11 protein-coding genes and 2 tRNA genes are annotated in these 14,087 nt (G+C 62.3%); 7 read left to right on the top strand and 6 right to left on the bottom strand.

The genetic code is table 11. The features are described 5' to 3' along the window. Nucleotides 1-140: 140 nt before the first annotated feature. The 5 genes from ilvC to WBN73_RS06290 form a co-directional block, all read right to left on the bottom strand. Nucleotides 141-1,166: a ketol-acid reductoisomerase gene (gene ilvC, locus WBN73_RS06310; protein ID WP_026540216.1), complete on the bottom strand. Its 1,026-nt coding sequence runs from the start codon at nucleotides 1,164-1,166 to the stop codon at nucleotides 141-143. Nucleotides 1,167-1,232: 66 nt separating this feature from the next. Next, the gene (gene ilvN / locus WBN73_RS06305; RefSeq protein ID WP_021470923.1) at nucleotides 1,233-1,745 is read right to left on the bottom strand and encodes an acetolactate synthase small subunit; all 513 of its coding nucleotides are present in this window, start codon (nucleotides 1,743-1,745) and stop codon (nucleotides 1,233-1,235) included. A gap of 2 nt (nucleotides 1,746-1,747) precedes the next feature. After that, nucleotides 1,748-3,652 (bottom strand): acetolactate synthase large subunit, encoded by a 1,905-nt coding sequence (locus tag WBN73_RS06300; protein ID WP_337339674.1) that lies wholly within the window; start codon nucleotides 3,650-3,652, stop codon nucleotides 1,748-1,750. Nucleotides 3,653-3,942: 290 nt separating this feature from the next. Continuing rightward, entirely contained in the window at nucleotides 3,943-5,661 is a 1,719-nt protein-coding gene (ilvD, locus tag WBN73_RS06295) for a dihydroxy-acid dehydratase (protein ID WP_207593838.1), read from the bottom strand. A gap of 120 nt (nucleotides 5,662-5,781) precedes the next feature. After that, a complete protein-coding gene (locus tag WBN73_RS06290; RefSeq protein WP_337339675.1) occupies nucleotides 5,782-6,714 on the bottom strand; it encodes a LysR family transcriptional regulator in 933 nt (310 codons plus the stop codon). A 181-nt stretch (nucleotides 6,715-6,895) separates the two neighbouring features. Between WBN73_RS06290 and WBN73_RS06285 the strand changes: the two genes are divergently transcribed. The 3 genes from WBN73_RS06285 (at nucleotide 6,896) to WBN73_RS06275 (ending at nucleotide 9,338) form a co-directional block, all read left to right on the top strand. After that, complete coding sequence (locus WBN73_RS06285) at nucleotides 6,896-7,924, top strand: sunset domain-containing protein (RefSeq protein ID WP_242703327.1); 1,029 nt, start codon at nucleotides 6,896-6,898, stop codon at nucleotides 7,922-7,924. A gap of 54 nt (nucleotides 7,925-7,978) precedes the next feature. Then, nucleotides 7,979-9,145: a PQQ-dependent sugar dehydrogenase gene (locus WBN73_RS06280; RefSeq protein WP_337339676.1), complete on the top strand. Its 1,167-nt coding sequence runs from the start codon at nucleotides 7,979-7,981 to the stop codon at nucleotides 9,143-9,145. A gap of 117 nt (nucleotides 9,146-9,262) precedes the next feature. Then, nucleotides 9,263-9,338 (top strand) — tRNA-Lys (locus WBN73_RS06275). A gap of 100 nt (nucleotides 9,339-9,438) precedes the next feature. Here WBN73_RS06275 and WBN73_RS06270 read toward each other — a convergent pair. Then, a complete protein-coding gene (locus WBN73_RS06270) occupies nucleotides 9,439-9,906 on the bottom strand; it encodes a MarR family winged helix-turn-helix transcriptional regulator (protein WP_242703328.1) in 468 nt (155 codons plus the stop codon). Nucleotides 9,907-9,991: 85 nt separating this feature from the next. Here WBN73_RS06270 and bcp point away from each other — a divergent pair, with 85 nt between their 5' ends. The 4 genes from bcp (at nucleotide 9,992) to WBN73_RS06250 (ending at nucleotide 14,057) form a co-directional block, all read left to right on the top strand. Further along, complete coding sequence (bcp, locus tag WBN73_RS06265; protein WP_337339677.1) at nucleotides 9,992-10,465, top strand: thioredoxin-dependent thiol peroxidase; 474 nt, start codon at nucleotides 9,992-9,994, stop codon at nucleotides 10,463-10,465. Nucleotides 10,466-10,518: 53 nt separating this feature from the next. Continuing rightward, a tRNA-Leu gene (locus tag WBN73_RS06260) sits at nucleotides 10,519-10,600 on the top strand. Between the two features lie 204 nt (nucleotides 10,601-10,804). Then, the gene (locus WBN73_RS06255) at nucleotides 10,805-12,472 is read left to right on the top strand and encodes an ABC transporter substrate-binding protein (protein ID WP_280623045.1); all 1,668 of its coding nucleotides are present in this window, start codon (nucleotides 10,805-10,807) and stop codon (nucleotides 12,470-12,472) included. Between the two features lie 79 nt (nucleotides 12,473-12,551). Then, nucleotides 12,552-14,057, top strand: coding sequence for a malate:quinone oxidoreductase (locus WBN73_RS06250; RefSeq protein WP_337339678.1), 1,506 nt, complete (start codon nucleotides 12,552-12,554; stop codon nucleotides 14,055-14,057). Nucleotides 14,058-14,087 lie beyond the last annotated feature (30 nt).

Raw genomic sequence — 14,087 nt, 5'->3', positions numbered from 1 at the left:
AGCCGTTGTGAAGAAGTTCACAGCCAAGGAGGCTGATGAAAACGGGAGCGAAATGCCGGTGATACGGCAACGCCCGCCCGGCTTTGTCCACCGGGCGGGCGCGTCGTTATGGCGGAGGCCGTCAGGCCGGCGCCGAAGGATCAGCGGGCTGCAGAACCTTCAACGTAGTCAGCGTCCTGCTGCTGCCAGGAGAAGAGGGAGCGCAGTTCGCGGCCGACCTCTTCGATGGGGTGCTGCTCAGCCTTGGCACGCAGTTCCTTGAACTCGGTGCCACCGTTGTCCTGGTCATCGATGAAGCGCTTGGCGAAAGCACCGCTCTGGATGTCGGCGAGGACAGCCTTCATGTTTTCCTTCACCTCGGGGGTGATGACGCGCGGGCCGGAGACGTAGTCGCCGTACTCTGCGGTATCGGAAACGCTCCAGCGCTGCTTGGCGATGCCGCCTTCCCACATGAGGTCGACAATGAGCTTGAGCTCGTGGAGAACCTCGAAGTAGGCGATCTGCGGCTGGTAGCCGGCTTCGGTGAGGGTTTCGAAGCCGTACTGGACCAGCTGCGAGACACCGCCGCAAAGGACGGACTGCTCGCCGAAGAGATCGGTTTCGGTCTCTTCGGTGAAGGTGGTCTTGATAACGCCGGCGCGGGTTCCGCCGATGGCCTTGGCGTAGGACTTCGCCAGGTCCCATGCAGAACCGGAGGCGTCCTGTTCGACGGCGATGATGTCCGGGATACCGCGGCCGGCTTCGAATTCGCGGCGAACCGTGTGGCCCGGAGCCTTCGGGGCGATCAGGATGACGTCAACGCCGGCCGGAGCTTCGATGTAACCAAAACGGATGTTGAAGCCGTGGGCGAAGGCCAGGGCCTTGCCTTCGGTCAGCTTGTCCTTGATGGAGTCGTTGTAGATGGCGCGCTGGTGCTGGTCCGGAGCCAGGATCATGATGACGTCGGCCCATTCGGCGGCGTCGGCAACGTTCTTGACCGTGAAGCCTGCGTCTTCTGCCTTGGCGGCCGACTTGGAGCCGTCCTTCAGCGCGATAACAACCTCGACGCCGGAATCGCGGAGGTTCAGGGCGTGGGCGTGGCCCTGCGAGCCGTAGCCAACGATGGCTACCTTACGGCCCTGGATGATCGACAGGTCTGCGTCGTCGTCGTAGAACATTTCAGTCACTTGCGTAACTCCTCTTGAGTGGTTTCTTAGATAGTGATTGTGGTGCTGCGGTACTGGACGTTCTGCTCACGCGGAGCGGAGCGCCCTGTCACTCATGGAGCGGGATCCCCGTCCAACGGCCAAGGTGCCGGACTGCACGATTTCACGGATGCCGAACGGCTCGAGCACTGAAAGCAGTGCAGCGAGCTTCTCGGGGGTACCGGTTGCCTCGATCACCAACGAGTCTGTGGACACGTCGACGACGGCGGCACGGAACAAGTCTGCAGCTTGGGTAACCTGCAGGCGTGTCGCGGCATCCGCACGTACCTTGACCAGGATGTGGTCGCGTTGTACGGAAGATTCGGAAGTCAGCTCCACAATCTTGATCACGTTGACCAATTTGTTGAGCTGCTTGGTGACCTGCTCAATGAGGTCGCCGTCGGCGTCGACGACAACCGTCATGCGGGACATGCCGGGAACCTCGGTGGGTCCCACAGCCAGGGAATTGATGTTGAATGCACGCCGGGCAAAGAGGCTGGCCACGCGGGTCAGCACGCCGGGCTTGTCTTCTACCAGAACGGACAGTGTGTGGCGGGTCATGCCTAGTCCTCCTCTTCCCATTCCGGGGTCATGTTGCGGGCAACCTGGATCTGGTCATTGCTGACGCCCGAAGGCACCATGGGCCACACCATCGAGTTGGGGCTGACGACGAAGTCGATAACCACTGGGCGGTCATTGATCTCGAGTGCCTTCTGGATGGTGGCGTCGATGTCTTCGTCACGCTCACACCGCAGTGCTGCACAACCGTAGGCATCAGCCAGTTTCACGAAGTCCGGGATCCGGACGGTGTCGTGGCCTGTGTTCAGGTCCGTGTTGGAGTAGCGGCCCTCGTAGAACAGCGTCTGCCATTGGCGGACCATGCCCAGCGAGGAGTTGTTGATGATGGCCACCTTGATGGGGATGTTGTTGATGGCGCAGGTAGCCAGTTCCTGATTGGTCATCTGGAAGCAGCCGTCACCGTCGATGGCCCAGACCACGCGGTCCGGCTCACCAACCTTGGCACCCATTGCTGCCGGAACCGAGTATCCCATGGTTCCTGCTCCACCGGAGTTCAGCCAGGCATGGGGCCGTTCGTACTTGATGAACTGGGCGGCCCACATCTGGTGCTGGCCGACGCCGGCAACATAGATGCCTTCGGGACCGGTGAGCTCGCCGATGCGCTTGATCACGCGCTGGGGTGCGGTGAGCCCGTCTTCCGGCTCGGTCCAGCCCAGCGGGTACGTATCGCGCAGGTTTCCAAGGAAAGCCCACCATGAATCCAGGTCCGGGGTGCCGCTTAGTTCAAACTGCGTCTTCACGGCTTCGGTGAGTTCGGGGATGATCTCCTTGACCGAGCCAACGATCGGGACGTCCGCGGTGCGGTTCTTGGAGATTTCCGCGGGGTCGATATCAGCGTGGATGACCTTGGCAAACGGGGCGAAGGTCTTCAGCACGCCGGTAACGCGGTCATCGAACCGGGCTCCCAGGGTGATCAGGAGGTCGGCCTGCTGGAGGGCAGTCACGGCGGAGACTGAACCGTGCATGCCGGGCATGCCAACATGCTGGGGATGCGAATCAGGGAAGGCGCCGCGCGCCATCAGTGTGGTGACCACGGGAGCGCCGGTAGCAAGCGCCAGTTCCATGAGCTCAGCCGAGGCGTGGCCCTTGACTACGCCGCCGCCCACGTACAGGACCGGCTTGCTGGCAGCAGCGATCAGCTTGGCAGCTTCGCGGACCTGCTTATTGTGACCCCGCACCACGGGGCGGTATCCCGGCAGATCCACCTTGGGCGGCCAGGAGAAGGTCATCTGGCCCACCTGGGCATCCTTGGCGATGTCCACCAGGACGGGTCCCGGGCGGCCCGTGGACGCGAGGTGGAATGCCTCTGCCATGACGTGCGGGATGTCATTGGGGTCGGTCACCAGGAACGAGTGCTTGGTGATGGGCATCGTGATACCCACGATGTCCGCTTCCTGGAAGGCATCGGTGCCGATGACTCCGCTGGACACCTGGCCGGTGATGGCCACCATCGGCACGGAGTCCATGTGGGCGTCCATGATGGCGGTAACGAGGTTGGTGGCACCGGGGCCGGAGGTGGCGATGCAAACGCCAACCCGTCCGGTAACCATGGCGTAGCCTTGCGCGGCGTGGCCGGCTCCCTGTTCGTGACGGACCAGGATGTGATTCATGCTGGAGGCCATCAAGGGGTCGTAGGTGGGCAGGATCGCGCCACCGGGCAAACCGAAAATATCGTCCACGCCGAGTTCTTCGAGCGAACGGACAATTGCTTGCGAGCCGGACATCACCGTTGGGGGTACAACGGTGTTCGGCCCAAGTACAGGAGAGAGAGGTGCAGCAGCGTCGACGACGACGGACTCAGCCGTACGGTCGACCTTTTCCGGAGCTTTGTGGGCTCCAGCGGACTTTGCAGCCATCAGCGAGGGGCTGATCGGCGATCCTTTGCTCATCGGACTCTTCCTTAGTGGATCTTCAATAGATGGGTCTTGCTCGGGGAATAAAAAAACCCCTCAGCCTTCCGGCTCTTCGAGGGGTTTGCGCGTGACGGTTCGTTACCAGTCGGGCTAAGCCACGCGCTTGGTAAGGACGACGACGCCGACGGTAACGAATGTGATCATGCGTTCAGTGTTCCCTCAAAGTGAGATACGTGTCAATTGACCACAATCGTATCTCACTATTTGGACAGCCATGTCCGCCTGCCGGACTCCGCCCTTAGGGCGGGCGGAGTCCGGAGCAGGAATTACCCGCAGTACGCCCCCGTGGAGGCACTGTGGACAAGCTTGGCGTATTTGGCCAGCACACCCTTGGTGAACTTGGCCGGCAGGGGCTCCCAGCCCTCCTTGCGGGCCTCGAGCTCGGCCTCGTCCACCAAGAGGTCGAACGAGCGTGCGGCGATGTCCACACGGATGCGGTCCCCGTCCTTCACGAAGGCGATCGGACCGCCGTCGACCGCTTCGGGCGCAACGTGGCCAATGCACAATCCGGTGGTGCCGCCCGAGAAACGGCCATCGGTAAGCAGGAGCACATCCTTCCCCAGCCCTGCGCCCTTGATGGCTCCGGTGATCGCCAGCATCTCGCGCATGCCCGGGCCGCCCTTGGGGCCTTCGTAGCGGATCACCACGACGTCGCCCTTATTGATTTCGCCGTTGTCCAACGCGCTGAGGGCCCCCTGTTCACGCTCGAAGACACGCGCAGTGCCTTCAAAGACGTCCGCATCGAAGCCGGCGCTCTTCACAACGGCGCCTTCGGGCGCCATGGAACCGTGGAGGATGGTGATGCCACCGGTCTTGTGGATTGGATTGTCCAAGGCGCGGAGGATCTTGCCATCAAGGTCCGGCGGGTTGATCGAGGCGAGGTTTTCGGCGAGTGTCTTGCCGGTCACGGTGAGGCAGTCACCGTGCAGCAGTCCGGCGTCGAGCAGTGCCTTCATGATGACGGGCACGCCGCCGATCTTGTCCACGTCAGTCATGACGTAGCGGCCAAAGGGCTTCAGGTCGCCGAGGTGCGGAATCTTGTCACCGATGCGGTTGAAGTCATCGAGCGTCAGCTCAACTTCTGCCTCGCGGGCAATGGCCAGCAAGTGCAGGACGGCATTGGTGGAACCACCGAAAGCCATAGTGACGGCAATAGCGTTTTCGAAGGCCTTCTTGGTCATGATGTCGCGGGCCGTGATTCCCAGGCGCAGCAGGTTGACCACCGCTTCGCCGGACTTGCGGGCGAAGTCATCACGACGGCGGTCTGCCGACGGCGGGGCGGCTGAGCCCGGCAGCGACATTCCCAGGGCTTCGCCGATGCAGGCCATGGTGTTGGCCGTGTACATGCCGCCACAGGCGCCTTCGCCGGGGCAGATGGCTTTTTCGATGCGGGTGAGGTCTTCCATGCTCATCTTGCCTGCGGCGCAGGCACCCACGGCTTCGAAGGCGTCAATGAGGGTGACTTCCTTTTCCGAGCCGTCCTCGAGCTTGACCCATCCGGGCATGATGGAGCCGGCGTAAAGGAAGACGGAGGCGAGGTCCAGGCGGGCAGCGGCCATGAGCATCCCGGGAAGGGATTTGTCGCAGCCAGCCAGCAGGACCGAACCGTCAATACGCTCGGCCTGCATCACGGTTTCCACAGAGTCGGCAATGACCTCGCGGGAAACGAGCGAGAAGTGCATGCCTTCGTGCCCCATGGAGATGCCGTCCGAAACGGAAATCGTGCCGAACTGCATGGGAAAGCCACCGCCGGCGTGGACGCCTTCTTTGGCGCCTTGTGCAAGGCGATTGAGGGAGAGGTTGCAGGGCGTGATTTCGTTCCATGAACTGGCGACACCAATTTGCGGCTTGGCAAAGTCGTCGTCTCCCATGCCAACCGCACGGAACATCCCACGGGCGGGTGCAGCGTGGATGCCATCGGTGACCACCCGGCTGCGGGGCTTGATGTCCGGCGTGATGTCTGTCGCAATCTCGGTGTCACTCATGAGCAAAGTCTATGGGTACCTCGCTGCCGCCGCCGCTGTTCCATGCCGGGTTAAGCACGATCGACCAAATATTGCAGGGCAAACAAGGTTTCCCGGCAGGCCGGTACTGCGGTCCCGGGGTTACGTACCCGGAGGGGAGTCCCGAAGCTCCTTGGCGATTTCCGCGGCTTCACTCCTGAGCATGTCAAGGACGATCGCGATGGTTCCCCGGGCGGCAACCTCCTGGCGGGAAAGTGCCACAATGCTCCTGCTGGCCTTCACCTCCGTGAGTGGCCGCAGCACCAGGCCCCGCCTGGCACTGGCCCGGGCCGTGTACCGCGGGAGGAGGCAGATCCCATGGCCCGCACCCACCAGTGCCTCCAGCACCCGCAGGTCCGGATACCGCTGGCCACGGTTGGCCTGTCGGCCCGCATGGAGCTCGATTTGGCGAAGGACAGTGTCAAAGGGAAATCCCTCCGGTACACCGATCCAGGGGTAGTCAACAACATCGCTGGGACTTAACCTCGCCTTGGCTGCCAGCGGGTGGCCCGCAGGCACAGCGACGTCGAGGGCTTCTTCGAGCAGCGGAACCACCGTCAGGCCCTGCCGGGCAAATACTTCAGGGCCGTCCACGCTGTGGGCAAGGACAATGTCGTAGTCGGCCATCAAGGGCGCGAAGTGCGCGGTTCCCGGATCCTCGAAATGTGCGTCGAAAGTCAGCCCCTCTACAGAGGACACACGATGCAGCATCCCGGGCAGCAGCATTTCTGCCGCGCTGGGGAAGAACGCTGCGGACACGCGGGTCTGCCATCCCTTCCTGTAGGTGTCGATCGTGGACTCAGCCCGCGCCATGGCTGTGGCGATGTCGGCAGCCGCGGCCGCCATGGCGTATCCCGCTTCGGTGAGCTGCACACCCCTGCCGACCTTTTCCACCAGCACAACACCAATTTCCGCCTGCAACGTCTTCAGTTGCTGCGAGACTGCCGACGCCGTGACATTCATCGCCTCAGCCGTGGCACCCACACTTTGACGGTCTGCCAACTCGCGCAGAATCTGCAGTCTTTTCACGTCCATTCAGCCAGACTAGGCGACCCGAAGGAATTCCATTCCCCATGATTTTGCAGCACCCGCGATTTTCCTCAGCAGACTGATCACATTCCATGGAACAGCAGGTCAAAGGCTGGACAGCCCATTAGCAGGCACGTAACGTCAGGAACACCACGAACTGCACCCCTGTGAGCAGAAGGGCATCCACATGGACTGGATAATTTGGGTCATTGTCATTGTGTTGGCCATTGCCATTGTTTGGTGGCTTATGAACCGCAACAAAGCACGTAATTCGTCCTCAACCCAGGCTCCCGCCGCAATGGAGCCCGCCAACACCACAACCCTGCCGGATGCGGCCGCAGCAACAGCCGGGGTGGCGGGCCTGGCCGGCGTCACCAACCTGGGTAAGGCGGCCGCCGAGGGCAGCGGCCCCTCCGGCGACGAATCCCCCCGGGATCCGGCAAGGGAACCAGCAGGGCAACCCGCCCGGGAATCAGTGGACGAGTCCATCGCTGATGAACCAGCTGACCTCAAAGCCCGCAGGGACCAGGAGGCTGACGACGAGTCGTTGGCCGGGGACATAAAGGCTGGGCCAGCCGCACTTACGGGTGACGAATCACTCGTGCAACCCGCCCGGGAACCAGTGGCAGCCCCATCTCCCGACCCCGCGCCGTCTCCCACCCCCGGCCTCACAGTGGAGGAGCCCGTTGTTGCCGCTCCCGTGGTGGAGGAACCGGTGGTTGAGGAACCCGTGGTGGCCCAGCCGACAGTCGACACCGACGCCGCTGTGTACTCGGCTGACACGGGGCACACAGCTGACACGGCACACACAGCCGATCCTGGCGACGTTGACGACTGGGATGCGGGTGCTTCGGAGCCCGCAGGCAAGGATGCTGCAGACAAGGCCGAGTGGGAATCGACATGGACCGACTCATCAGGGGCTCCAGTCCACCACCACGAGTACACGGACGCGCACTCCCCCACCCTCCCGGGCGCCGAGTCTGCAGCGGCAGAGGACCCCACAACCTCCGGGCACCTTGCCGCCGAGCACCCCTACGGAACCGGCTCCTCCAGCATTGCGGGAGACGCCTATCCCGTCAAAGCCAACGCGGCGGCCATGACGTACCACGACGAAGACACTGCGGACTATGACGACGTTGCCGCTGACGTGTGGTTTGAATCGGCCGCGCATGCAGAGGCCGCGGGGTTCAGGCCACCAAGGCGCAACAGGCACTGACCCGGCAAGCCACCACTTGACCGGTAACTACGGACCTCGGTAACGGACGCTGGCATGGGCACGCACTCACCGGAACGGCGAAGACTGCTGATGTTTGCCGCCGCGTTCGCGACAATCCTGGTGATGACAGGCTGCACGGGCAGCCCGTCATCCCCGGGAACCGCGGTAACGCCGAACCCCACCACCACGGCCCCAGTGCCTTCCAGCCCCGGCAGCAGCGAAAGGCCAGCAGGAGGTCAAGGGACAGCCGGCAGCCGGCAGGCTCCCGAGATTACTGAAAAGCTCGACGTCGGGTTGCAGCTGCCGTGGTCGGTGGTGTTCCTGCCGGATGGAACCGCAGTGGTATCAGAGCGCGACTCCGCCCAGGTCAAAGCCATCAGTGATGGCAGGTCCACCACCGTAGGCGAGGTTGCCGGCGTCGTCCCTGGAGGCGAAGGCGGCCTCCTGGGCCTCGCAGTGTCTCCGACGTTCCAGAACGACCGCTGGCTCTATGCCTATTTCACGTCCGCCAGCGACAACCGCATTGCAAGGATGAAGCTGGACGAAGACAGCGGGGGGACGTTGTCGCTGGGCGAACCCGACGTAATTTTTTCGGGAATTTCGAAGGCTTCAACCCACAACGGGGGGCGAATCCGCTTTGGCCCCGACGGGTTCCTCTACGTGGGCACGGGAGACTCGCAACGCCGGGATCAGCCGCAGGACACCAATGCCTTGGGTGGCAAGATCCTGCGCATCACCCCCGAGGGACGGCCGGCACCCGGAAATCCCTTCGGCGACAATCCCGTCTTCAGCTACGGACACCGCAACGTCCAGGGTTTGGCATGGGACAGCGAGGGAAGGTTGTGGGCCAGCGAGTTCGGCCCGGACGTGGATGACGAGTTGAACCTGATCACGCCGGGCGGCAATTACGGGTGGCCCACAGTCACCGGCGCACCGGGAAGGAACGGCCTGATCGATGCAAAGGTCGTGTGGCCTTCGACATCTGAAGCTTCTCCGAGCGGCCTGGAGATCGTCGGCGACGTGGCGTACACAGGCGCCCTTCGCGGTCAACGGCTGTGGACGGTACCGCTCGACGGCGAGTCAGCCGGAGAACCTGTGGCCTATTTCACAGGACAGCACGGGCGGCTGAGGGATGTCGCCCGCGCCCCGGACGGCACTTTATGGCTGGTCAGCAACAACAGAAACCCCGACTTTGCGCTGATTCTGCGGGTCGCGTCGTAGGGTCAGTGATGGGGCACGGGCCGATTTCACAGTTGGGCGGATGTCGTGTAGAGTTACATGTCGTTGCGGAGATCGCCGGGGAAAGAAAAGCTCCCGGTTTGGTCGAATTCAACAGCTGCACCTCTAGCTCAACTGGCAGAGCAATTGACTCTTAATCAATGGGTTCCGGGTTCGAGTCCCGGGGGGTGCACCAATAACAAAGGCTCCGGATCGTGAAAACGATCCGGAGCCTTTTATGTTTCCGATCCACGGCGTTCCGGGACGGAACGCCGTGGATCGGGCCCTGGGGTAGGTCAGCTTTGCGCGACGTCGGTGGCTTCGTCGCTGGGTTCCGGCTCAGGAGCCGGTAAACCAGCGAGCCCCCGGACGACAATCCTCAGTTCCTCCCGCAATCGTGCGGTATCAACGGCAACGGGCGCCAAGACGTCCTGCTCAAGCTTCACTGCTTCTGCGAGAGCTGCACTGCCGGCCTCTGTCAGGGTCACCACATGGCTCCTGCGGTCGGAGTCGCTGCGCTGGCGCGCGATGTGCCCGTGCAGCTCCAACCGCGCAAGAGTAGTACCCATTGTCTGGGCCTTGACCCGTGCGACTTCGGCCAACGCCGCCTGCGTAATTGCGCCTTTGGCGGCAAGCACTTGCATGGCAATGACCCCGGCATGGGTAAGGCCGATGGACTTCAATTTTTCGTTCCACGAGATTTCCACCAGGCGCGCAGCTGTCGAAAGCAATCGGGTGGTGGGCCATCTCTCCATATCTGGCATGCCGACAGTATATGCGCGGACGGGGAGCCAGCGCGGCTCGTCCCCACTAAACTGGGAAATCGCGATCCCCAGCAAGGAGCATATTGTGGCAGAACGACTTATCCCGGGCGACGTTGCCCCCCACTTCACACTTCCCGACGAAACCGGCAAAAGCGTCAGCTTGTCGGACTTCCAAGGGCGCAAAACCATCGTGTACTTCTACCCTGCAGCCTCCACCCCGGGGTGCACCAAGGAAGCATGTGACTTCCGTGACACCCTGGCCTCTCTCCAGGCTGCAGGCTACGACGTCGTTGGCGTCTCCCCCGATCCCGTCAAGGCACTGGCCAAGTTTGCAGCCGAAGAACAGCTGACGTTCCCGCTGCTCTCGGACGAGGACCATGCAGTGGCTGACGCTTACGCGGCCTGGGGCGAGAAGAAGAACTATGGCAAGACCTACATGGGATTGATCCGGTCCACCATTGTGGTGGACCCCGAGGGGAAAGTGTCCCTGGCGCAATACAACGTCCGCGCAACCGGGCATGTTGCCAAGCTTCGCCGGGACCTCAAGCTGGACAAGTAGCGGGTACACTGGAGGCCGATGGCGGGCCGCCCCAGGGCACCGGCCATCAGCCAGCGCGAGTGGTGAAATTGGCAGACACGCAGGATTTAGGTTCCTGTGCCTTCGGGCGTGGGGGTTCAAGTCCCCCCTTGCGCACAGCATTGAAACACACAGTGGCCATGGGCCACCCGGAATACCCCCGGTTGCAGAACTCTGCAGCACGGGGGTGTTTTTTCCTCAAGCAGCGGGGATGGCTTCCTGAAAATGTGCTGGGAAGTGCACTCAGGACGTTCAACTAGACTGGAATGCGGTCTGGCCGAAGCCGGCCACAGCACTTCCAACCGGCTTGAGGGGACAAGAGTGGCAAGCAGCAAAATGCGGCGCCTGACCGTACAGTTCGGAGCTGCCGTAGCGGTTTTGGGGCTGGCAGCGTGCACGGGAACACCGGGCCCGGCACCGTCTTCGTCCTCCAGCAGTACCGCTCCGGTGGAGCCCACCGCCACCTTCAACTTCGGCACAGCATCCATGCCGCTGGGACTCGATCCCGCCATGACCGCGGATTCCGAGTCCTACCGTGTCACTCGGCAGGTCCTCGAAGGCCTGGTCGGCGTGGATGGCGCCACCGGTGAGACAACTCCACTTCTGGCTACGGAGTGGAAAGACAGCAACAACGGGCTCAGCTACGATTTCACGCTCCGCTCCGAGGTAACCTTCCACGACGGCACTCCACTGGACGCTGCCGCTGTCTGCGCAAACTTCAATCGCTGGTTCACCTTTCCCGCTGAACTCCGGAAACAAGCACCCGGCATTTCGTTCCAAGGGGTGTTCAAGGCCTATTCCGATGAGCCGGTGTTCTCCATCTTCAAGGACTGCAAAGTGGTCTCGGCCAACGACGTCCAGATCAACCTGACGCGGCCCTTCACCGGTTTCCTGCAGGCGCTGACCCTCCCTGCTTTTGCCATCTCCTCGCCCACCGCCCTTGAAGCGCAAAAGGCGAATGTGCTGAACCAGACCTTGAACGGCCAGGCCGTGTCCGCCTATGCCAGCCACCCCGTAGGCACGGGCCCCTATGAGTTCAGCGCTTGGGATGAGAACAGACTCACGCTCTCCACGTACAAGGGGTACTGGGGCAACAGGGGCCAAATAGCCACCATCAATTTCATCCCCTTCGATCGCGCCGAAACGCGGCAGCAGGCCCTCCTGGACGGGAAGATCGACGCCTACGACCTCGTAACACCCGGAACCTTTGACCAACTGGTCAAGAAGGGTGTCCAGATCATCCAGCGCGACCCGTTCTCCGTGATGTACCTCGGGATCAACCAAGCCGTGGCGCCCTTGGAGAAGCTCGAAGTCCGCCAGGCCATCGAAATGGCAGTAGACAAGGAAACGCTGATCCGGCGGTTCTTCATCGACAACACTGCACAGGCCTCACAGTTCGTGCCGCCCAAGCTCAGTGGGTTCAACAACAACGCCCCGTCCCTCGGGTACAACCCGGAGAAGGCCAAGGAACTTCTGGAAAAGGCGGGCTACAAGGGTGAGGAAATCAAGTTCTACTACCCGCTGAACGCCACCCGCGCCTACATGCCCACTCCCGAGAAGATCTATGCCGAAATCAGCCGCCAACTGGTTGCTGTTGGCTTCAACATCAAGCCAGTGCCGGTGGACTGGGAGGGTGGCTACCTGCAACGGGTCCAGTCGGCGGGAGATCGTGGACTGCACCTTCTGGGCTGGAACGGCTCCTACGCCGACGCCGATAACTTCCTGGGGCCGCTCTTCGGCGAAACACGGCCAGAGTTCGGCTATGCGGATTCGGAAGTCTTCCACAAGATCGAGCGGGCACGCGCCATGCCCGACGGAGACGACCGCAACGCCCAGTACCAGGCCATCAACGCAGAGATCGCGGCCTCGGTACCGGCAGTGCCGATCGCCTTCCCCATCTCCGCTTTGGCGTTGTCCAACAAGGTGGAAAGCTACCCGGCTTCACCGGTCCTCAACGAAGTTTTCACGAACGTCCGCTTAAAGCCTTGACGTTCGCCCGCAATTTCAGTATTGGGTCTTCGCGGGGATATTCTGTGACAGCCAGTGCCGCCGCTAACGGAGATTGATCGTGACCTTCATTTCCAAGACTCAACATGCCGACGTCGTCCTTATTGGCGGCGGAATCATGAGTGCCACCCTTGGTGCGTTCATCAAGCAACTCGAACCCACCTGGACCATCTCCCTGTTCGAACGACTCGACGAAGCGGGGCTTGAGAGCTCCGGACCGTGGAACAACGCCGGCACCGGGCATGCCGCGCTGTGTGAGCTTAACTACTCCCCCGCAGCCAAAGACGGCTCCGTGGACCCTTCCAAGGCCCTCCACATCAACGAGCAGTTCCAACTGTCACGTCAGTTCTGGTCCCATCTGGTGGACACCAAAGTCATTGGATCCCCCAAGGGCTTCATCAACACCGTCCCGCACATGAGCTTCGTCATTGGCGACGACCACGCGAACTTCCTCAAGACCCGGTACGAGGCACTCAAGCCCAATACGCTGTTCCGCAGCATGGAATACACCGAGGACCAGGACCAGATCGCACAATGGGCTCCCCTGATCGTCAAGGGACGGGACCGCCAGCAGCGCGTGGCCGCTACCCGCGCAGCTGAAGGCACCGACGTCGACTTCGGCGCCCTGACGCGTGAGCTCACAACCTACCTGCAGGACAGTGGTGCCGAGGTCAACTACGGGCACGACGTCACCAACATCAGCCGCGCATCCGGTGGTGGATGGGACCTGTCCATCAAGCACCCCAAGTCCGGCGAGCACGGCCGCATCCACGCGAAGTTTGTCTTCGTGGGAGCCGGCGGCGGTGCCCTCCACCTGCTTCAGGCCTCCGGTATTCCTGAGAGCAAGGGCTACGGCGGTTTCCCCGTTTCCGGCCAGTTTTTCCGCTGCACCGACGACGCCATCACGTCACAGCACAGCGCCAAGGTTTACGGCCAGGCATCCGTGGGCGCGCCGCCCATGTCCGTCCCGCACTTGGATACGCGCTACGTGGACGGCAAGCGTTCCCTCCTGTTCGGCCCGTACGCCGGTTTCTCCACCAACTTCCTGAAGACCTCCAGCTACCTGGATCTTCCGCTGTCCATCCGACCCGGAAACATCATTCCCATGTTGGCTGTGGCCAAGGACAACATGGACCTCACCGCGTACCTCATCAAAGAGGTTGCCAAGCGGCACGAGGCCAAGGTTGAGGCTCTGCGTGAGTACTACCCCGAGGCATCCGGTGGCAACTGGGAACTGATTACCGCTGGCCAGCGTGTACAAATCATCAAGAAGCACCCTCAGAAGGGTGGCGTCCTGCAGTTCGGCACCGAGGTCATTGCCTCCCGCGATGGTTCCATTGGCGCGCTGCTGGGTGCCTCGCCGGGCGCTTCCACGGCGGTACCGATCATGATCGAGCTGCTGCAGAAGTCCTTCCCCAAGAACTTCAAGGGCTGGCAGTCCAGGCTCAAGGACATGATGCCGGGCTATGGCGTCAAGCTCAACGAGAACCCTGAGCTGGCTGCCGAACTGGAAGCAAGCACCGCGCGGTCGCTGCAGCTTGACGTGGCCAACGCCGTCCAAAGCTAGGCCATACCCGGGGCTGCGGCCGGTTCCCGT

It is taken from the genome of Paenarthrobacter sp. CCNWLY172 (assembly GCF_037402035.1).
Classification (GTDB): Bacteria; Actinomycetota; Actinomycetes; order Actinomycetales; family Micrococcaceae; genus Arthrobacter.
This window is presented reverse-complemented; position numbering and strand designations above follow the sequence as displayed.